This window comes from Agrobacterium sp. (genome assembly GCF_059499945.1).
Map to the genome: position 1 here is coordinate 133,153 of NZ_JCABZP010000010.1, position 18,780 is coordinate 151,932.

An 18,780-nucleotide genomic window follows, 5' to 3' on the forward strand; every position below is an offset into this window, starting at 1 on the left:
CCCACCGTCATTGTAATTTCTTCGCCATCGTCTAAGACAGGCGACGGAAAATATCTGTTCCATTCCCAAGGGAGAGACCATGACTGCCATTACCGATATCATCGCGCGCGAAATCCTCGACAGCCGCGGCAACCCGACCGTTGAAGTCGACGTTTATCTCGAAGACGGCTCCATGGGCCGTGCCGCCGTTCCCTCCGGCGCCTCCACCGGCGCGCATGAGGCGGTTGAGCTGCGCGATGGCGGCAAGCGTTATCTCGGCAAGGGCGTGGAAAAGGCGGTCGAAGCCGTCAATACGGAAATCTTCGACGCCATCGGCGGTTTTGATGCCGAAAACCAGATTCAGATCGACCAGATGATGATCGCGCTTGACGGCACGCCGAACAAGTCGCGCATTGGCGCGAACGCCATCCTCGGCGTATCGCTTGCAGTCGCCAAGGCTGCCGCTGAAGCTTCCGGCCTGCCGCTTTACCGTTATGTCGGCGGCCCGAACGCACATCTGCTGCCGGTTCCGATGATGAACATCATCAATGGCGGCGCGCATGCAGACAACCCGATCGATTTCCAGGAATTCATGATCCTGCCGGTCGGCGCGGAAAACATCCGCGAAGCCGTGCGCATGGGTTCGGAAGTGTTCCATACGCTGAAAAAAGAACTGTCGGCGCAGGGCCACAACACCAACGTCGGCGACGAGGGCGGTTTTGCACCGGGCCTCGAAAGTGCGCCGGCTGCGCTCGATTTCATCATGAAGTCGATTGAAAAGGCCGGTTACCGTCCGGGCGACGACATGTTCGTTGGTCTTGACTGTGCATCGACCGAATTCTTCAAGGACGGAAAATACGTTCTCGAAGGCGAAGGCCGCACGCTGGAGCCGGGCGCGATGGCTGAATATCTCGCCGATCTGGTCGGCAAGTATCCGATCATCTCCATCGAAGACGGCATGGCTGAAGACGACTGGGAAGGCTGGAAGACGCTGACCGATCTCGTCGGCAACAAGTGCCAGCTGGTGGGCGACGATCTTTTCGTCACCAACTCCGCACGTCTTCGCGACGGCATCAAGATGGGGGTTGCCAACTCCATCCTCGTCAAGGTCAACCAGATCGGTTCGCTTTCCGAGACGCTGGATGCGGTCGAAACGGCGCACAAGGCCGGTTACACCGCCGTCATGTCGCACCGCTCGGGCGAAACGGAAGATTCCACCATCGCCGATCTCGCGGTTGCCACCAATTGCGGTCAGATCAAGACCGGTTCGCTTGCCCGTTCCGACCGGCTCGCGAAGTACAACCAGCTGATCCGTATCGAGGAAATGCTGGGCCCGCAGGCCGCTTACGCCGGCCGTTCGATCCTGCGCGGATAATTCGCGTTCAGGTTTGGCGACGTGGCCCGCCGCTTGGCGGGCTGAGGTTGGTGAAAGACGTGTCCACGCATGAGACGTCGTCCTCGGGCCTGACCCGAGGATCCACCTTCCAAACCACTTATAGATCCTCGTCCCAAGGGCGAGGATGACGAAGTTGAGAGGAGAACTCTCTTTGCAAACGTAGCCCGCCTTCCGGCGGGCTTTTTTGCGTCCGTCAGCCGACAGGAATTTAAGGTCAACGGATAGTTAAACAATCCGGCTTAGTCTCAGAATCACGTTGTGCGTTTTAAGGCTTCTCTCCGGCATGTGGACCAGACATCATAAAAAGAGACGATTCGGCCGTTTGATCGTTCCGGCCATCACGATCGCTTTTCTTTCCTATTTCGGGTATCATTCCATTCATGGCGACTTCGGCCTGCAGGCGACGGAGCGGCTGGAGCGGCAGCGCATTACCCGCACCGCGGAGCTCGCAAAGCTCACGCAGGCGCGTGTGGCGCTTGAGCGGCAGGTGGAATTGATGAGCGACGGCTCGCTTGAGCGGGACATGATCGACGAGATTTCGCGCTATCAGCTCAATATGTCCCGCACGGACGAAATCGTCATCATGAACACCTATTTCTGATTAACCTAAATCAAGTTAATTAATCATTTGTGATTTATTCACAGCGCTTTAGCGTGAATATGTGCCATGCGTTTAAAGCATTGCTGCATGGCATTTTCTTGCATATGGTACGCGCCACTCTATCCATTCAAACGGCAACTCAGGGAGGGATGAATGGCGCCGCGAAAACCAGCGACCGTATCCGGCCGCAAGACAACGGCAAAGGCTGCAACCGAATTTACCGGCAAGAACAGCCCGGACTTCTCGAAGGAAGAAGAGCTTCACGCTTATCGTGAAATGCTTCTTATCCGCCGTTTCGAAGAAAAGGCCGGCCAGCTTTATGGTATGGGCTTCATCGGCGGTTTCTGTCACCTCTACATCGGTCAGGAAGCCGTTGTTGTTGGCATGCAGATGTCGCAGAAGGAAGGCGATCAGGTCATCACCGCTTACCGTGACCACGGCCACATGCTCGCTCTGGGCATGAGCGCGCGTGGCGTCATGGCCGAGTTGACCGGCCGCAGGGGCGGCTTGTCGAAAGGCAAGGGCGGCTCCATGCACATGTTCTCCAAGGAGAAGCATTTCTACGGCGGTCACGGCATCGTCGGTGCGCAGGTTTCGCTTGGAACCGGTCTTGCCTTCGCCAACCGTTATCGCGGCAACGACAATGTTTCCGTGACTTATTTCGGTGACGGCGCGGCCAACCAGGGTCAGGTCTACGAGAGCTTCAACATGGCTGCTCTCTGGAAGCTGCCGATCATCTATATCGTCGAAAACAACCGTTACGCCATGGGCACCTCGACCGCCCGCGCCACCGCCCAGTCGAACTATTCGCTGCGCGGCCAGTCCTTCGGCATTCCCGGCATTCAGGTGGATGGCATGGATGTGCGCGCCGTCAAGGCGGCTGCCGATCAGGCACTGGAACATTGCCGCTCCGGCAAGGGTCCGATCATTCTGGAGATGCTGACCTACCGTTACCGTGGTCACTCCATGTCCGACCCGGCAAAATACCGTTCGAAAGACGAAGTGCAGAAGATGCGCTCCGAACACGACCCGATCGAGCAGGTCAAGGCACGGCTCATCGACCATGGCTGGGCAAGCGAGGACGAACTGAAGGCCATCGACAAGGATGTCCGTGACATCGTTGCCGACAGCGCTGACTTCGCCCAGAACGACCCCGAGCCGGATGTATCCGAGCTCTACACCGACATTCTGCTCTGATCGGGAAAGGGAAACCCATGCCAGTAGAAATTCTTATGCCCGCCCTTTCCCCGACCATGGAGGAAGGCACGCTTTCCAAATGGCTTAAAAAGGAAGGCGACAAGGTCACCTCCGGCGACGTGATTGCCGAGATCGAGACCGACAAGGCGACCATGGAAGTGGAAGCCGTGGATGAAGGCGTCATCGGCAAGCTGCTGATCGATGCCGGCACCGAAGGCGTCAAGGTCAACACGCCGATCGCCGTTCTCATTCAGGAAGGCGAAAGCGCCGCCGACATCTCTTCCTCCGCCAGGAAGGAAGAGCCGAAGGCAGAGGCCGCAAATTCCGGTTCGGACGCCGCAGGCGGCAAGACCCGCGAAGCATCCGAAGAGCCGAGCACTGCAAAGGAAGCCGCCAAGGTTCCGGCAGCACCCAAGATCGAAGTTGCTGCCGATCCGGATATTCCTGCCGGTACTGAAATGGTGATGACGACGGTGCGTGAAGCGCTGCGTGACGCCATGGCCGAAGAAATGCGCGCCGACGAAAAAGTTTTTGTCATGGGTGAGGAAGTCGCCGAATATCAGGGCGCCTACAAGATCACCCAAGGCCTGTTGCAGGAATTCGGTGAACGCCGCGTCATCGACACCCCGATCACCGAGCACGGTTTTGCCGGTATCGGCGTTGGTGCGGCAATGACGGGCCTGCGGCCTATCGTCGAATTCATGACCTTCAACTTTGCCATGCAGGCGATCGACCAGATCGTCAACTCGGCAGCGAAGACACTTTACATGTCGGGTGGCCAGATGGGTGCGCCGATGGTGTTCCGCGGTCCTTCGGGTGCTGCCGCCCGCGTTGGCGCTCAGCATTCGCAGTGTTATGCCGCCTGGTACAGCCATATTCCGGGCCTCAAGGTCGTCATGCCTTACACGGCAGCGGACGCGAAGGGTCTTCTGAAGGCGGCTATCCGCGATCCGAACCCGGTCATCTTCCTTGAGAACGAAATTCTCTACGGCCAGAGCTTCGAAGTACCGAAGCTCGATGATTTCGTGCTGCCAATCGGCAAGGCGCGCATTCATCGCAAGGGCACGGACGCGACCATCGTTTCCTTCGGCATCGGCATGACCTACGCGATCAAGGCGGTTGCGGAACTCGAAAAGCTCGGCATCGACGTCGAACTGATCGATCTGCGCACCATCCGTCCGATGGATCTGCCCACCGTCATCGAATCGGTCAAGAAGACCGGTCGTCTGGTCACGGTCGAGGAAGGTTTCCCGCAGTCATCGGTCGGTGACTTCATCGCCAACCAGGTCATGCGCGCCGCTTTCGACTATCTCGATGCGCCGATCCTGACGATCGCCGGCAAGGATGTTCCGATGCCTTACGCGGCAAACCTCGAAAAGCTGGCTCTGCCGAACGTCGATGAAGTCGTTCAGGCCGTCAAAACCGTCTGCTACAAGTAAGGGGAGGCGTTTCGATGCCGATAAACATCACCATGCCTGCCCTTTCTCCTACCATGGAAGAGGGCAATCTGGCCAAGTGGCTGGTCAAGGAAGGCGACAAGGTCGCACCCGGTGACGTGATCGCCGAGATCGAGACCGACAAGGCAACCATGGAAGTGGAAGCCGTCGATGAGGGCACGGTCGCCAAGCTGGTCGTTCCCGCCGGCACTGAAGCGGTCAAGGTCAACGCCCTGATCGCCATCCTTGCCGCAGAAGGCGAAGATGTGGCCGAGGCGGCAAAGGGCGGCAATGCCGCTCCTGCTCCGTCTCAGGCCAAAGCCGAGGCACCGAAGCAGGAAGCTGCAAAGGCTGAAGCGCCAAAGGAAGAAGCTGCCCCGGCCAAGGCTGAAAAGCCAGCTGCCGACCAAGCCTCCGCACCTTCCACCCCGGCCCCGGTTGCAAAGTCCGGCGAGCGCATTTTCGCTTCGCCGCTTGCCCGTCGTCTTGCCAAGGAAGCCGGTCTCGACCTCACGGCCGTCTCCGGGTCCGGCCCGCATGGCCGCATCGTCAAGACCGACGTGGAAAAGGCTGCCGCTTCCGGTGGTGCGAAGGCAGCTCCTGCCGCCGCAGCATCCGCAGGCGCACCGGCTCCGGCACTTGCCAAGGGTCCGTCCGACGAAGCCGTTCTCAAGCTGTTCGAGCCGGGTTCCTACGAGCTGGTGCCGCACGACGGCATGCGCAAGGTCATCGCCAAGCGTCTGGTCGAATCCAAGCAGACCGTTCCGCATTTCTACGTTTCCGTGGATTGCGAACTGGATACGCTTCTGGCGTTGCGCGCCCAGCTCAATGCTGCAGCACCCGAAAAGGACGGCAAGCCGGCCTACAAGCTTTCGGTCAACGACATGGTCATCAAGGCGCTGGCTCTGGCGCTACGCGACGTGCCTGACGCCAACGTCTCCTGGACGGAAAGCAACATGGTCAAGCACAAGCATTCGGATGTCGGCGTTGCCGTTTCCATTCCGGGTGGCCTGATCACGCCGATCATCCGCAAGGCGGAAGAGAAGTCGCTCTCCACCATCTCCAATGAGATGAAGGACTACGGCAAGCGCGCGAAAGAGCGCAAGCTGAAGCCCGAGGAGTATCAGGGCGGTACGACGGCCGTGTCCAACATGGGCATGATGGGCGTCAAGAGCTTCTCCGCCGTCATCAACCCGCCGCATGCCACCATTCTGGCGGTCGGCGCGGGTGAGGAGCGGGCTATCGTGAAGAAGGGCGAGATCAAGATCGCCAATGTCATGACGGTCACGCTTTCCACCGACCACCGCTGCGTCGATGGCGCGCTCGGAGCCGAACTGATCGGCGCCTTCAAGCGCTACATCGAAAACCCGATGGGCATGCTGGTTTGATCGGAGAATAACATGGTGAAGTCGGTCCTCTGCTTTGGCGATTCCCTGACCTGGGGATCTGATGCGGAAACGGGTGGCCGGCACAGCCATGACGATCTTTGGCCGAGCGTCTTGCAGAAGGCGCTCGGTTCCGACGTGCATGTGATCCATGAGGGTCTTGGCGGCCGCACCACCGCCTATGACGACCTGACGGCCGATTGCGACCGCAACGGCGCGCGGCTTCTGCCGACGCTGCTGCACAGCCATGCGCCGCTTGATCTCGTCATCATCATGCTCGGCACCAACGACATGAAACCGTCGATCCACGGCTCGGCGATTGTCGCCATGAAGGGTATCGAGCGGCTGGTGAAGCTCACGCGCAACCATGTCTGGCAAGTTACGGACTGGGAAGCGCCTGACGTGCTGATCGTCGCGCCACCGCAACTCAGTGAGACGGCAAACCCTGTCATGGGCGCGATCTTTCGCGATGCAATCGATGAGTCGGCGATGCTGGCTTCCGTTTACCGGGACCTTGCCGACGACCTCGACTGCGGATTTTTCGATGCCGGGTCTGTCGCCCGCACGACGCCGGTGGACGGCGTCCATCTCGACGCTGAAAACACGCGGGCCATCGGGCGCGGGCTGGAGCCTGTCGTCCGCATGATGCTCGGACTTTGACACTCATTCTCGTTTCGGGGCGGTTTGCCGTCACCCGAATAAGACAAGGCAGGATTTCCAATGGCTCAATCTTATGACGTCATCATCATCGGTTCGGGACCAGGCGGTTACATTGCCGCGATCCGCGCAGCCCAGCTCGGCATGAAGGTTGCGGTCGTGGAGCGCGAGCATCTGGCCGGCATCTGCTCCAACTGGGGCTGCATTCCCACCAAGGCGCTGCTGCGCACCGCCGATGTCATGCACACCGCCACCCACGCCAAGGATTACGGTCTGACGCTGGAAGGCTCGATCAAGCCTGACGTCAAGGCGATTGTGGCGCGCTCGCGCGGCATTGCTGCGCGCATGAACAATGGCGTCGGTTTCCTGTTCAAGAAGAACAAGGTCGATATCATCTGGGGTGAAGCCAAGATCACCAAGCCGGGCGAAATCGTTGTCGGAAAGTCCACCAAGCCGGTGGTTCAGCCGCAGGGTCCCGTGCCGAAAAACACGCTGGGCGAGGGCACCTATACCACCAAGCACATCATCGTCGCCACCGGCGCACGCCCGCGCGCGCTTCCGGGCATCGAGCCGGATGGCAAGCTGATCTGGACCTATTTCGAGGCGATGAAGCCGGAAGAACTGCCGAAGTCGCTGCTCGTCATGGGGTCGGGCGCCATCGGCATCGAATTCGCCAGCTTCTACCGCACCATGGGCGTCGACGTCACCGTCGTCGAAATCATGAGCCAGGTCATGCCGGTTGAAGACGCGGAAATCTCCACCTTCGCCAAGAAGCAGCTCGAAAAGCAGGGCATGAAAATCCATCTGGAGACCAAGGTTTCCAAGGTCGAGAAGGGCGCGAACTCCATCACCGCGACGCTTGAGAAGAAGGATGGTTCTTCCGAAAAGATCACGGCCGACCGCATGATTTCCGCCGTCGGCGTCGTCGCCAATATCGAAGGTATCGGGCTTGAGGCTGCCGGCGTGAAGACCGATCGCGGCTTCATCGTCATCGACGGTTACGGCAAGACCAATGTACCTGGTATCTACGCCATCGGCGATGTTGCTGGCCCGCCGCTGCTCGCCCACAAGGCGGAGCATGAGGCCGTCATCTGCGTCGAAAAGATTGCAGGTCTGCCGAATGTCCATCCGATGGACAAGCTCAAGATTCCCGGCTGCACCTATTGCAACCCGCAGGTCGCTTCTGTCGGCCTCACCGAAGCCAAGGCGAAGGAACAGGGCCGCGATATCCGCGTCGGTCGCTTCTCCTTTGCTGCGAACGGCAAGGCCGTGGCACTCGGCGAAGATCAGGGTATGGTCAAGACTATCTTCGATAAAAAGACCGGTGAACTGCTCGGCGCGCATATGGTCGGTGCGGAAGTGACCGAGCTCATTCAGGGCTTCGTTGTCGCCATGAATCTCGAGACGACGGAAGAAGACCTGATGCACACGATCTTCCCGCATCCGACGATTTCGGAGTCGATGAAGGAAAGCGTGCTCGACGCCTATGGGCGTGTTCTGAATGCATAAGTGCTCCGTGATACCCGGCATTGTCTAACCCTGCCGGGTGTCCCATATGTCTCGATGCAGGCTGCTCAAGGGGCCGGTTCTTTCAGGGAGCGTGGAATGGAAAGTGTAGGCTGGATTGCAGCAATCATCATCGGCGGTCTCGCCGGCTGGCTTGCGGGCAAGCTCATGGACATGCGCTTCGGCGTTTTCATGAACATCGTCCTCGGCATCGTCGGTTCGGTGGTGGCTGTTGCGGTGCTGAGAACCTTCGATGTTTTCGTGCAGGACAGCAGGCTCGGCTACTTTGTCACGTCTTTCCTCGGCGCCAGCCTGCTGCTGTTCCTGGCGAAGCTGGTGCGGCGCTGACAAGGCTTCGTGACCGGAAGGGGCTTACGCTTTTTCTGGAATTGTTCTAAAGCATCCGGCCAACAGATGTTTAGATCGCTAAAGGCGATGGAAGCAGGTTTTAAATGGTCACTATTCTCGACAGGACTTCGTCCGAAGAAAAGCGTATTCGCCACCCGGAAAAGGCGCATAAGCCCGATACCGAGGTCATGCGCAAGCCGGAATGGATCCGCGTCAAGGCGCCGACCTCCAAGGGCTATCACGAGACGCGCGAACTGGTGCGTTCGCACAAGCTGGTCACGGTGTGCGAGGAAGCCGGCTGTCCGAATATCGGCGAGTGCTGGGACAAGAAGCACGCGACCTTCATGATCATGGGTGAAATCTGCACCCGCGCCTGCGCCTTCTGCAACGTCGCGACCGGCAAACCCAATCCGCTTGACATGGATGAGCCCGAGAACGTCGCCAAGGCCGTCAAGCAGATGGGCCTGTCGCACGTCGTCATCACCTCGGTCGACCGCGATGACCTCGCCGATGGCGGCGCTGAACATTTCGAGAAGGTGATCTGGGCGATCCGCGCCGCGTCTCCGACGACGACCATCGAAATCCTCACGCCTGACTTCCTGAAGAAGCCGGGCGCGCTGGAACGTGTTGTTGCCGCCAAGCCCGATGTCTTCAACCACAATATGGAAACCGTTCCTGGCAACTATCTGACGGTTCGCCCCGGCGCGCGCTATTTCCACTCCGTGCGCCTCCTGCAGCGGGTGAAGGAACTCGATCCCACCATGTTCACCAAGTCGGGCATCATGGTCGGCCTTGGCGAAGAGCGCAACGAAGTGCTGCAGCTGATGGACGACCTGCGCAGCGCCGACGTGGACTTCCTGACCATCGGCCAATATCTGCAGCCGACCCGCAAGCACCACAAGGTCGAGGCCTTCGTGACGCCGGAGGAATTCAAGTCCTACGAGACGGTGGCCTATACCAAGGGCTTCCTGATGGTGTCGTCGAGCCCGCTGACCCGCTCCTCGCACCATGCCGGCGACGATTTCGAGCGCCTGCGTGCTGCCCGCGAGAAGAAGCTGCTGGCTGCTGCTGAGTAATCAGGGGCGGAAAGGCTGGGCAAAACGACGTGTCATCGCACGTTTTGCACGCTCTCATGCTCGGGCTTGTCCCGAGCATCTGCAACCTCTGTACTTTACGATACGTGATTGGATTCTCGGGACGGGCCCGAGGATGACGTTGAGCTGGAGGCGATCCTTACGAAATGGCTCAATCGCCTGTCTTCGGCCCTTAAGCTAATTACGCCACAACCTTCTTCGGGCGATGCGCCCGCATGCACAGCACCACGCTCAGCACTACTGAGCAGATCGCGACGACCTCAACCAGCGTCGGGCCACGTCCCTCCCAGAGAAAACCGTAAAGCAGCGCAAACAGCGTTTCGAACAGGATCATCTGTCCGACCATGGTGAGCGGCAGAAGTCGGCTCATGCGGTTCCATAGCGCATTGCCGATAATGGAGGCGGTGACGCCGAGGCCTGCGGCAACGGCGGCGAAATGCAGCCAATCCCCGGAAGCGTGGCTTGCGCCACCAAAGCCGAAAGCCGGAATTGCCAGCGCCAGCGCCAGTGCGCCGGTCACCACACCCGTCATCATGTTCCAGTCATCGGCGCTGACATCGTGGAGGCGGGAAAGCCAGCGGGCGTTGCCGACGGCAAAGGCCGTCCAGGAGGCCAGTGCCCCGAGCGCGCAGGCAAGGCCGATGACGCGTGAAAAATCGAGCCCACCATCGCCTTGCACCAGCGATTGCCAGGAAATGCCGACAATGCCGATTGCGCCGAAAACAAGCGACGGCCATAGCCGCCGGAGCGATACCGCGCCGTGGTCGCGACTGCCGATGATGGTGACGGCGACGGGCAGGAAACCGATGATGATGGAGGTGAAAGCGACACCGCTGAGTTTAACGGCTGTCGATATGAAGACATAATAGGCGATATTGCCGATCATGCTCAGCCAGCCGAGCGCAAACCATTCCCGCACGCCAAAACGGGCGGAAACCCGCCTGATGCGCGGTCCGATGATGATGAGGGAAATCAGCCCGTAGGTGAGGTAACGCGCCGTCGACAGTTGTAGGGCGGAAAAATCCGGCACGAGTTTGGGGGCGAGAAAGATGCCTCCCCACATCGCTCCCGCCAGCATGCCATAAAAAACACCGAGACCTGTCCTGTTCATGTCCTGTCACATCCGCATTCGCATTTGCCTGCGATGTGCCACAGCCCCTTCCGGCTGTCTTGACAAAAACTCCTGATGACCGTGTAGACGGTTCTAATGAATGCCGCGGTTTCGGCGATAGGCAGCGGGCGTTTCACCCACCGCATTGCGCATGGCGCGCGTCAGTGCCGTCTGGTCGGAAAAGCCGGCCCGTAGGGCAATCTCGGCAATTGGCAGGGCGGAATCGTCGAGCAATGCAAAGACCTTGTCCATGCGCAGCCCGGCCAGCCAGCGGTGAGGCGGGAGGCCGAATTCTTCGAGAAACAGAGCATGCAGACGGCTGTCGCTGATCGTCACGCAGGAGGCAAGCATCCCGATGGTCCAGGGGAAGAACGGTTCCGCCCTGACGACCGCGGCGAGCCTGTGCAGGCGTTGGCGGATATCGGTTCGTTCGTCGGCCAGGCTGTCGATCAGCAGCGGCGCCCACAGACCGGCAATATCGTCGCGCCGCCCATCCGCTCCGATGATGCCGCGCATATAGGCGATCAATTGCCGGGTATCCTGCGCTATGTCGAGAAACGGCGAACGGGCGAATTTTTCGAGGGTTTGCGCGGGAAGGGCGCTTTCATCGATATCGACCACCAGTGAGTGATTGCTCGCTGTCGCTTCCTGGGTATGCGGTGTGTCGCGATGGATGAAGACGCCGCGCCCGGTCGACAATTCATCCTGCCGTCCGGCTACATCGATCAGCAGACGCCCGGAGACCGGAAGAACGATCTGAACGAAGCCATGCCGTTCCTTCGGTCTTTCTTCCCTGTAGGTTCTGATATCGGCGGATGCGGCTGTCATGACGCTGTCGTTTCCATTGTGCAAAGAAATGGCCGCCTCGAAAAAGCGGCCGGTTTCATTGTTTGATTATGACATCGTCTTGAAGATTGGGCCAGTCGGCTTTATCCGTCGGCTCTGCGCGCCGGCAATTAACAGTCTTCCTTGGCGGTCGATTCGCCGCGTTTGCGCTTGCGCAGAACCGGCTTGTTTTCTCTCGCCTCGCATTTCGCGACATCGATAAGATAGGCAAGCACCGGCATGCCGTTCATCGATGCGAGTTGTTTTGCGGATTCGAGAAGGTTGATGATGTTGGAAAAATCGTCCATCGGCTCACTCAGTGGCTCAAAGCGGTTATGTATCGGGTCTGAACCCAAGGATGAATACGCTGGGTGAAATTGGGAGCTTCCAGCGCCGTTGCATCCAATGGGTGTAATATTAGTCGCAAATAAATAGCAATCCCTGCGACGGAGTTACAATAGTCAATTTTCCGTAACTGCCATGCGCGGTAACGATATCGCTCAAGGGTTATGACCGGGTGGCAGAAATATATCCAGCGGTTGGATGAGGTCTATCAAATGCCGAACTATCTTCACAGGGTAGAAGATGCTGCCGCGATTATCGCCGGCGCGCAGCGCATATTGGTCGTTGGCTGTTCCGGCGGCGGCAAGTCGACGCTTTCGCAGAAGCTCGCGGGCAATTTCGGGCTTCGTTATATCTCCATGGATCGGGAGATTTTCTGGCTGCCCGGCTGGCAGGCGCGCGCCCGCCATGAGCAGCGGCAGAGGATAGCCGCCATCATCACCGAAGAGCGCTGGCTGATGGACGGCAGCAACCCGTCGTCTTTCGATATGCGCCTGCCGAGGTCCCACATCGTTCTCTGGGTGCGCATGCCGCGCTGGCTCTGCCTGTGGGGTGCCGTCACCCGGGCGATCAAGGGTTACGGCAAGGCGCGGCCCGAAATGGCGGAGGGATGTCCCGAAAGGATAGACATCGATTTCCTGCGCTATATCTGGAATTTCGAACGCCGCCACGCCCCGATTTTTGAGCAGAATTTCGCGCTTTATGGTCCTGATGTGCCGGTATTCCAGCTGAAAAGCCGAAAACAGTTTCGCCGCCTTCTTGATCTTCTCGTTATCGAGGATTAACTGCCGCTCATGCCACAGTTCGAAACGCATCGCCTTGTCAAACACTCGCCCGACCGCATGTACGACCTCGTCGCCGATGTGGAGAAATATCCGCAGTTTCTTCCCCTTTGCGAGGCGCTCACCGTCCGCTCGCGCAAGGAACGCGACGGCAAGATACTGCTGGTGGCGGATATGACGGTTGGTTACAAGGCCATTCGTGAGACCTTCACCACCCAGGTGCTGCTGAACCCTGCGGAGCGCGCCATTGATGTGAAATATATCGACGGACCGTTCAAATATCTCGAAAATCGCTGGCGTTTCGAGGCCTCGGACGAGGACGGCTCAGCCATTCATTTCTTCATCGACTATGAATTCAAGAACCGACTGCTCGGCGCGGTCATGGGATCGATGTTCGACCGGGCGTTCCGCATGTTCGCGGAAGCTTTCGAGACCCGCGCCGACAAGATTTATGCCGACCCGGCCTGATTAAGTGCAGTCAGCATCTCGAGCGCTGTCTTAACCGTCGCAAGACGGATTTCGGTGCGACCGATATCGCCGTAATGCATCTCCTTATGCAGGCTGTGGCCGTTGCGCGCCTTGGCCGCCAGATGCACCAGTCCCACCGGTTTTTCCGAAGAGCCGCCGCCCGGGCCTGCAATGCCGGTTACGGCCACGGCAAAATCCGCCCGTGAACGGAACAGCGCGCCATGCGCCATCTGCAGCGCCGTCTGCCGGGATACCGCGCCGAAATTCGCCAGTGTCCCGACGCCAACCCCCAGCATGTCCATCTTGGCTTCATTGGTATAGGTGACGAAACCACGATCGACGACGGCGGAGGAGCCGGCAATCTCCGTCAGCGCGCCGGCGATCAGGCCGCCCGTGCAGCTCTCGGCTGTCGAGACCATGAAACCGCGGGCGGTGAAATCGGTGATGATCCGCCGCGCCAGTTCTTCTATGTCAGCGGGAAAAAGGCTCATAGCGGTCTGCCCCGGTAGACAACGGTGGCGGTGGCGATCGCCGCAATGCCCTCCCGGCGGCCGACGAAGCCAATCGTCTCGTTGGTCGTCGCTTTCACCGAGCAGCGCTCCAGCGCGATGCCGAGCATGTCCGAAAGCGCTTCCCGCATGGCCTGGCGGTGCGGACCGATGCGTGGCGCTTCGGCGATCAGCGAAACGTCGGCATTCATGATCGTGCCGCCATTGTCACGCACCACCTTGGCCGCGTGTTCGAGGAAGATACGGGAGGCCGCACCCTTCCATTGCGGATCCGAGGGCGGGAAATGGTCGCCGATATCGCCGGCGCCGCAGGTGGCGAGCAGCGCATCGGTCAGCGCATGCAGCGCCACATCGGCATCCGAATGACCTTTCAGTCTCTGGTCATGCTCGATGAAGATGCCGCAGAGGGTGACGCCATCCCCGGCCTCCAGCTGATGCACGTCGTAACCATTGCCGGTGCGCACGTCGGGCAATCCGTGAGAAAGCTTTTCATCGGCCATGGCGATATCCCGCTTGAGAGTGAGTTTTACGTTGTCGACCGAACCTTCGGTCAGCGTCACCGTCAGCCCGGCCCATTCGGCGATGGATGCGTCATCGGTGAAATCCGTTTTGCCGGAAGCAGCAGCAGCGCGATGCGCGCGAAGAATATCACCGTAATTGAAGCTCTGCGGTGTCTGCGCCGCATAAAGACCCTGCCGGGAAACTGTCTGTAGTACGACGAGGTCGTCAGAGCCGCGCTTCAGTGTATCGGTGACGGGCAGGGCAGGCAGAACGCCGGTGGCGCCAGCCTGATGCAGGGCGATGATGCGTTCCAGCATGTCCACGGCGACGAAAGGCCGCACGGCGTCATGGATCATAACATGCGTCAGCTCTTCCGAGGCGAGCGCCTCCAGCCCGGCCAGCACCGATTGCTGGCGCGTCGCGCCGCCTGTTACGGTGACAATCCGCTCACCCGCATCCAGTCGCTGCAGAATTGGTGACAGCAGTGCTGTATCGTCGGCATGGCTGACGACCACGATGGGGGAGGCGCCATTCCAGCCGAGGAACGTCGCCAATGTATGCTCGATCACGGCCCTGCCGCCGATCGGGCGATATTGCTTCGGCCCTTCCTCGGGCGAGCCTGCCCTTTCACCGCGTCCCGCGGCGACGATGACGATGCCGAGTTTCATAGTACTTTCCTGCATTGGTCATATGCTTTGCGCGCAACCCTTAGCGGTTGACAGTCCTGCTCTAGCGTTTCAAAACCCGGATGGCCAGCCCGATAAGACGCGCATTCGCCCCTGCATGACGCAGGATCGATCATCATTGGCCTTTGAACCTGCACAAATTGCTGCCGACAGCAAAACAGGCAGGCAGTCGCCCAGCAAATAAAAGGTGCAACCCTCTAAAAGTGCTTGGCAACCGCGCAAACACTGTCTAAAAATAATGCAAATAACCCTTCTGCATGAAAGATCATCAATTGCATCTTCCGGAGTTGTCAGAACCGTTCAGCATCGGCTCAGTTACGATCCGTAATCGTGCCGTGCTGGCGCCCATGTCGGGCGTGACGGATCTGCCGTTTCGGCAGCTTGCCTGGCGTTATGGTGCGGGTCTCGTCGTGACGGAAATGGTGGCGAGCCGCGAACTTGTCGCTAACAGGGGAGAATCCTGGGCGCGGCTGAAAAATGCCGGCATGGTTCCGCATATGGTGCAGCTTGCCGGGCGTGAGGCGCATTTCATGGCCGAGGCGGCGAAGATCGCGGCCGATAACGGCGCCGGCATCATCGATATCAATATGGGATGCCCGGCCAAGAAGGTAACGGGCGGTTATTCCGGCTCGGCGCTGATGCGCGATCCCGATCATGCGCTCTCGCTGATCGAGGCGACGGTCAATGCGGTCGACGTGCCTGTGACGCTGAAGATGCGGCTCGGCTGGGACGAAAACACCATCAATGCGCCTGATATCGCCCGCCGCGCCGAGGCGGCAGGTGTTCAGCTCATCACCATTCATGGGCGCACCCGCATGCAGTTTTACGAGGGACGAGCGGACTGGAACGCCATCCGCGCCGTGCGCGAGGTGATTTCCGTGCCTCTCATCGCCAATGGAGATGTGGAGACGGCCGAAGATGCGCGCGAAATCTTGCGCCGTTCGGGTGCGGATGCCGTCATGGTCGGGCGCGGCGCACAGGGACAACCCTGGCTGCCGGCAGTGCTCGCCGGACATGCAGCGCCGCACCGCGACGATATTCCCGCCATTGCCATCGAGCATTACGAGATGATGCTGGAATTTTACGGAAGGGAAGCCGGTCTCCGGCATGCCCGCAAACATCTGGGCTGGTATCTCGACCGTTTCGCGCCAGAGATCGCCACGCCCGACAAGGCTCAAATCATGACATCGCGTGACACGGTGGAGGTGGCCGATCTGCTGCGCTCCGCCCTTTGCAAAAATGCGGGCGAAGCCGCAAGGAAGGCCGCATGAGCGCTGACAAACACAGCCCGGCAGATGCAAACCCGCTCGCCATGGCGGTTCTGAACGCGGTGCAGAACCCCGTCATTCTGGTGGATGCCGAAGGTTTCATCGCGTTTGCCAATTGGGAAGCCGAAGCCTTTTTCGGGGCAAGCGCCTCCCATCTCGCCCGCTACCGCGTTTCCACCTTCATTCCCTTCGGCAGCCCGCTTCTGGCGCTGATCGATCAGGTGCGGGAGCGCCGCGCGCCGGTCAATGAATATCGCGTCGATCTGAGTTCGCCACGGCTTGGACAGGACAAGCTCGTCGATCTCTATGTGGCGCCCGTTGTCAGCGAGCCGGGTTCGGTTGTTGTCGTCTTTCAGGAGCGGTCGATGGCCGACAAGATCGACCGGCAATTGACCCATCGCGCGGCTGCCCGTTCCGTAACCGGCCTTGCCTCGATGCTCGCGCATGAGATCAAGAACCCGCTGTCAGGCATTCGCGGCGCTGCCCAGCTTCTGGAGACATCGGTTGCCGATGAGGACCGGGCGCTGACGCGGCTGATCTGCGATGAGACCGACCGCATCGTTTCGCTGGTCGACCGCATGGAGGTGTTTTCCGACGAGCGGCCGGTAGATCGCGTACCGGTCAACATCCATTCCGTGCTCGATCATGTGAAGGCAATCGCCAAGGCCGGTTTTGCCCGCAATATCAAGATTTCCGAGAACTATGACCCGTCGCTGCCGCCGGTCTATGCCAATCGCGACCAGCTGGTTCAGGTCTTCCTCAATCTGGTGAAGAATGCGGCGGAAGCCGTGGGCAACCAGTCGGATGGCGAGATATTGCTGACCACCGCCTACCGTCCCGGCATGCGGCTTTCCGTCGCCGGCAGCCGCGAGCGCATTTCGCTGCCGCTTGAATTCTGCGTGCATGACAATGGCCCGGGCGTTCCGGCCGATCTCTTACCGCATCTCTTCGATCCCTTCATCACCACCAAGACGAATGGTTCGGGCCTGGGCCTAGCGCTTGTCGCCAAGCTGATCGGCGCCCATGGCGGCATCGTCGAATGCGACAGCCAGAACCATCGCACGACTTTCCGCGTATTGATGCCCGTCTCGCCGGAAGTGGCGCTCGACGACATCACCTTGCCGAACACGACAGGAAATGACCTATGACAGCTACGATCCTCGTCGCCGATGATGATGCCGCAATCCGCACCGTTCTGAACCAGGCGCTGAGCCGCGCCGGTTACGACGTGCGCATCACCTCCAATGCCGCAACGCTCTGGCGCTGGGTTTCGGCGGGCGAGGGCGATCTTGTCGTGACCGATGTCGTGATGCCGGATGAAAACGCCTTCGACCTTCTGCCGCGCATCAAGAAGGCCCGTCCAGACCTGCCGGTTCTTGTCATGAGCGCGCAGAACACCTTCATGACCGCCATCAAGGCCTCGGAAAAAGGCGCTTACGACTATCTGCCGAAGCCCTTCGACCTGACGGAACTGATCGCCATCATCGGCCGCGCCCTGTCGGAGCCGAAGCGCAAGCCGGCCAAGCTTGATGACGACATGCAGGACGGCATGCCGCTCGTTGGCCGTTCCGCGGCGATGCAGGAAATCTACCGCGTTCTCGCCCGCCTGATGCAGACCGACCTGACGCTGATGATCACCGGCGAATCCGGCACCGGCAAGGAGCTGGTGGCGCGGGCGCTGCATGATTACGGCAAGCGCCGCAACGGCCCCTTCGTTGCCATCAACATGGCGGCAATCCCGCGCGACCTGATCGAATCCGAACTTTTCGGCCATGAAAAGGGCGCCTTCACTGGTGCGCAGAACCGCTCGACCGGCCGTTTTGAACAGGCCGAAGGTGGTACGCTGTTCCTCGATGAAATCGGCGATATGCCGATGGATGCCCAGACACGCCTGCTGCGCGTGTTGCAGCAGGGCGAATATACGACGGTGGGTGGGCGCACGCCGATCCGCACCGATGTCCGCATCGTTGCCGCCACCAACAAGGATCTGAAGCAGTCAATCAATCAGGGCCTCTTCCGCGAGGACCTCTATTATCGCCTCAACGTCGTGCCGCTTCGGCTGCCGCCGCTGCGTGACCGCGCCGAGGATATTCCCGATCTCGTGCGCCATTTCATCCAGCAGGGTGAAAAGGAAGGTCTGGAAGGCAAGCGTTTCGAGACCGAGGCGCTGGAAGTCATGAAGGCCTATGCCTGGCCGGGCAACGTGCGTGAACTGGAAAACCTGATCCGCCGCCTGATGGCGCTTTATCCGCAGGAAGTCATCACCCGCGAAATCATCGAGCAGGAATTGCAGTCGGATGTCCCGGACAGCCCGCTCGACAAGATGGCGGTCCGTACCGGCTCGCTCACCATTTCGCAGGCGGTCGAGGAAAACATGCGGGATTATTTCTCAAGCTTTGGTGATGGCTTGCCGCCGCCGGGTCTTTACGACCGCGTGCTGCGCGAACTGGAATATCCGCTGATTCTCGCCGCCTTGACGGCGACACGCGGCAACCAGATCAAGGCTGCTGATCTTCTTGGCCTCAACCGCAATACGCTACGCAAGAAAATCCGCGAGCTTGGAGTTTCCGTGTATCGCAGCTCCCGCCCCAGCTGAGAATGTTGACAAGGCCGCATCTGTCGTTGCATTTTCGCCACATTGTGTTGCTTGGAAAACACTAGGAGGGAGGGAGATTCGCCGAACTGCGGT

The 18,780-nt window shown here is 59.7% G+C and carries 19 protein-coding genes; 14 read left to right on the plus strand and 5 right to left on the minus strand.

Features of this window, described 5'->3' with window-relative positions:
• Nucleotides 1-79: 79 nt before the first annotated feature.
• The 9 genes from eno (at nt 80) to lipA (ending at nt 9,581) form a co-directional block, all read left to right on the plus strand.
• A complete protein-coding gene (gene eno / locus AC5I5B_RS07200) occupies nt 80-1,354 on the plus strand; it encodes a phosphopyruvate hydratase (protein WP_003502596.1) in 1,275 nt (424 codons plus the stop codon).
• 304 nt (nt 1,355-1,658) lie between these two features.
• Nucleotides 1,659-1,976, plus strand: coding sequence for an FtsB family cell division protein (locus AC5I5B_RS07205; protein ID WP_003502598.1), 318 nt, complete (start codon nt 1,659-1,661; stop codon nt 1,974-1,976).
• A gap of 153 nt (nt 1,977-2,129) precedes the next feature.
• Complete coding sequence (pdhA, locus tag AC5I5B_RS07210; protein ID WP_020012450.1) at nt 2,130-3,173, plus strand: pyruvate dehydrogenase (acetyl-transferring) E1 component subunit alpha; 1,044 nt, start codon at nt 2,130-2,132, stop codon at nt 3,171-3,173.
• A gap of 17 nt (nt 3,174-3,190) precedes the next feature.
• Nucleotides 3,191-4,612 (plus strand): pyruvate dehydrogenase complex E1 component subunit beta, encoded by a 1,422-nt coding sequence (locus tag AC5I5B_RS07215; protein WP_111834339.1) that lies wholly within the window; start codon nt 3,191-3,193, stop codon nt 4,610-4,612.
• 14 nt (nt 4,613-4,626) lie between these two features.
• Nucleotides 4,627-5,997, plus strand: coding sequence for a pyruvate dehydrogenase complex dihydrolipoamide acetyltransferase (locus AC5I5B_RS07220; RefSeq protein WP_111834340.1), 1,371 nt, complete (start codon nt 4,627-4,629; stop codon nt 5,995-5,997).
• Between the two features lie 12 nt (nt 5,998-6,009).
• The gene (locus tag AC5I5B_RS07225; protein WP_003502606.1) at nt 6,010-6,654 is read left to right on the plus strand and encodes an SGNH/GDSL hydrolase family protein; all 645 of its coding nucleotides are present in this window, start codon (nt 6,010-6,012) and stop codon (nt 6,652-6,654) included.
• Nucleotides 6,655-6,714: 60 nt separating this feature from the next.
• Nucleotides 6,715-8,160, plus strand: a complete 1,446-nt coding sequence (gene lpdA / locus AC5I5B_RS07230) for a dihydrolipoyl dehydrogenase (RefSeq protein WP_111834341.1) — start codon at nt 6,715-6,717, stop codon at nt 8,158-8,160.
• A 96-nt stretch (nt 8,161-8,256) separates the two neighbouring features.
• A complete protein-coding gene (locus AC5I5B_RS07235; RefSeq protein ID WP_003502608.1) occupies nt 8,257-8,505 on the plus strand; it encodes a GlsB/YeaQ/YmgE family stress response membrane protein in 249 nt (82 codons plus the stop codon).
• A gap of 104 nt (nt 8,506-8,609) precedes the next feature.
• Nucleotides 8,610-9,581 carry a lipoyl synthase gene (gene lipA, locus AC5I5B_RS07240; protein WP_087743870.1) on the plus strand — a complete coding sequence of 324 codons (972 nt, stop codon included), beginning with the start codon at nt 8,610-8,612 and terminating at the stop codon, nt 9,579-9,581.
• A gap of 199 nt (nt 9,582-9,780) precedes the next feature.
• Here the strand turns inward: lipA and AC5I5B_RS07245 are convergent, their stop codons facing one another.
• From AC5I5B_RS07245 to AC5I5B_RS07255, 3 genes are all read right to left on the minus strand, one after another.
• Nucleotides 9,781-10,710, minus strand: a complete 930-nt coding sequence (locus AC5I5B_RS07245; RefSeq protein ID WP_111834342.1) for a DMT family transporter — start codon at nt 10,708-10,710, stop codon at nt 9,781-9,783.
• 93 nt (nt 10,711-10,803) lie between these two features.
• Nucleotides 10,804-11,538, minus strand: coding sequence for a helix-turn-helix transcriptional regulator (locus tag AC5I5B_RS07250; RefSeq protein ID WP_060726183.1), 735 nt, complete (start codon nt 11,536-11,538; stop codon nt 10,804-10,806).
• A gap of 128 nt (nt 11,539-11,666) precedes the next feature.
• Nucleotides 11,667-11,843 carry a hypothetical protein gene (locus AC5I5B_RS07255; protein WP_003496171.1) on the minus strand — a complete coding sequence of 59 codons (177 nt, stop codon included), beginning with the start codon at nt 11,841-11,843 and terminating at the stop codon, nt 11,667-11,669.
• A gap of 249 nt (nt 11,844-12,092) precedes the next feature.
• Here AC5I5B_RS07255 and AC5I5B_RS07260 point away from each other — a divergent pair, with 249 nt between their 5' ends.
• A complete protein-coding gene (locus AC5I5B_RS07260) occupies nt 12,093-12,662 on the plus strand; it encodes a P-loop NTPase family protein (protein WP_111834526.1) in 570 nt (189 codons plus the stop codon).
• 9 nt (nt 12,663-12,671) lie between these two features.
• Nucleotides 12,672-13,127: a type II toxin-antitoxin system RatA family toxin gene (locus AC5I5B_RS07265; protein ID WP_060724154.1), complete on the plus strand. Its 456-nt coding sequence runs from the start codon at nt 12,672-12,674 to the stop codon at nt 13,125-13,127.
• Here the strand turns inward: AC5I5B_RS07265 and AC5I5B_RS07270 are convergent.
• Together AC5I5B_RS07270 and AC5I5B_RS07275 are read right to left on the minus strand one after the other, a co-directional pair.
• A complete protein-coding gene (locus AC5I5B_RS07270) occupies nt 13,109-13,618 on the minus strand; it encodes a CinA family protein (protein WP_099085433.1) in 510 nt (169 codons plus the stop codon). The genes AC5I5B_RS07265 and AC5I5B_RS07270 overlap by 19 nt on opposite strands.
• Nucleotides 13,615-14,805, minus strand: coding sequence for a bifunctional 2-C-methyl-D-erythritol 4-phosphate cytidylyltransferase/2-C-methyl-D-erythritol 2,4-cyclodiphosphate synthase (locus tag AC5I5B_RS07275; RefSeq protein ID WP_111834343.1), 1,191 nt, complete (start codon nt 14,803-14,805; stop codon nt 13,615-13,617). Before AC5I5B_RS07275 ends, AC5I5B_RS07270 begins: the two co-directional genes overlap by 4 nt.
• Before the next feature lie 275 nt (nt 14,806-15,080).
• On the opposite strand from AC5I5B_RS07275, the gene dusB reads away from it, so the two are divergent.
• The 3 genes from dusB to ntrC are packed head-to-tail and all read left to right on the plus strand — an operon-like array spanning nt 15,081 to nt 18,687.
• Nucleotides 15,081-16,094, plus strand: coding sequence for a tRNA dihydrouridine synthase DusB (gene dusB, locus AC5I5B_RS07280; RefSeq protein WP_111834344.1), 1,014 nt, complete (start codon nt 15,081-15,083; stop codon nt 16,092-16,094).
• Nucleotides 16,091-17,239, plus strand: coding sequence for a two-component system sensor histidine kinase NtrB (locus AC5I5B_RS07285; protein ID WP_003502622.1), 1,149 nt, complete (start codon nt 16,091-16,093; stop codon nt 17,237-17,239). Before dusB ends, AC5I5B_RS07285 begins: the two co-directional genes overlap by 4 nt.
• Nucleotides 17,236-18,687, plus strand: a complete 1,452-nt coding sequence (gene ntrC, locus AC5I5B_RS07290; RefSeq protein WP_003502624.1) for a nitrogen regulation protein NR(I) — start codon at nt 17,236-17,238, stop codon at nt 18,685-18,687. The genes AC5I5B_RS07285 and ntrC overlap by 4 nt, the downstream gene beginning before the upstream one ends.
• Nucleotides 18,688-18,780 lie beyond the last annotated feature (93 nt).

Coding starts and splice junctions, on each gene's coding strand:
- AC5I5B_RS07235 (WP_003502608.1), top strand. CDS start 8,257: ATGGAAAGTGTAGGCTGGATTGCAGCAATCATCATCGGCGGTCTCGCC.
- AC5I5B_RS07205 (WP_003502598.1), top strand. CDS start 1,659: ATGTGGACCAGACATCATAAAAAGAGACGATTCGGCCGTTTGATCGTT.
- dusB (WP_111834344.1), top strand. CDS start 15,081: ATGAAAGATCATCAATTGCATCTTCCGGAGTTGTCAGAACCGTTCAGC.
- AC5I5B_RS07215 (WP_111834339.1), top strand. CDS start 3,191: ATGCCAGTAGAAATTCTTATGCCCGCCCTTTCCCCGACCATGGAGGAA.
- AC5I5B_RS07220 (WP_111834340.1), top strand. CDS start 4,627: ATGCCGATAAACATCACCATGCCTGCCCTTTCTCCTACCATGGAAGAG.
- AC5I5B_RS07265 (WP_060724154.1), top strand. CDS start 12,672: ATGCCACAGTTCGAAACGCATCGCCTTGTCAAACACTCGCCCGACCGC.
- AC5I5B_RS07260 (WP_111834526.1), top strand. CDS start 12,093: ATGCCGAACTATCTTCACAGGGTAGAAGATGCTGCCGCGATTATCGCC.
- AC5I5B_RS07255 (WP_003496171.1), bottom strand. CDS start 11,843: ATGGACGATTTTTCCAACATCATCAACCTTCTCGAATCCGCAAAACAA.
- AC5I5B_RS07250 (WP_060726183.1), bottom strand. CDS start 11,538: ATGACAGCCGCATCCGCCGATATCAGAACCTACAGGGAAGAAAGACCG.
- AC5I5B_RS07225 (WP_003502606.1), top strand. CDS start 6,010: ATGGTGAAGTCGGTCCTCTGCTTTGGCGATTCCCTGACCTGGGGATCT.
- ntrC (WP_003502624.1), top strand. CDS start 17,236: ATGACAGCTACGATCCTCGTCGCCGATGATGATGCCGCAATCCGCACC.
- eno (WP_003502596.1), top strand. CDS start 80: ATGACTGCCATTACCGATATCATCGCGCGCGAAATCCTCGACAGCCGC.
- lpdA (WP_111834341.1), top strand. CDS start 6,715: ATGGCTCAATCTTATGACGTCATCATCATCGGTTCGGGACCAGGCGGT.
- AC5I5B_RS07285 (WP_003502622.1), top strand. CDS start 16,091: ATGAGCGCTGACAAACACAGCCCGGCAGATGCAAACCCGCTCGCCATG.
- AC5I5B_RS07245 (WP_111834342.1), bottom strand. CDS start 10,710: ATGAACAGGACAGGTCTCGGTGTTTTTTATGGCATGCTGGCGGGAGCG.
- lipA (WP_087743870.1), top strand. CDS start 8,610: ATGGTCACTATTCTCGACAGGACTTCGTCCGAAGAAAAGCGTATTCGC.
- pdhA (WP_020012450.1), top strand. CDS start 2,130: ATGGCGCCGCGAAAACCAGCGACCGTATCCGGCCGCAAGACAACGGCA.
- AC5I5B_RS07275 (WP_111834343.1), bottom strand. CDS start 14,805: ATGAAACTCGGCATCGTCATCGTCGCCGCGGGACGCGGTGAAAGGGCA.
- AC5I5B_RS07270 (WP_099085433.1), bottom strand. CDS start 13,618: ATGAGCCTTTTTCCCGCTGACATAGAAGAACTGGCGCGGCGGATCATC.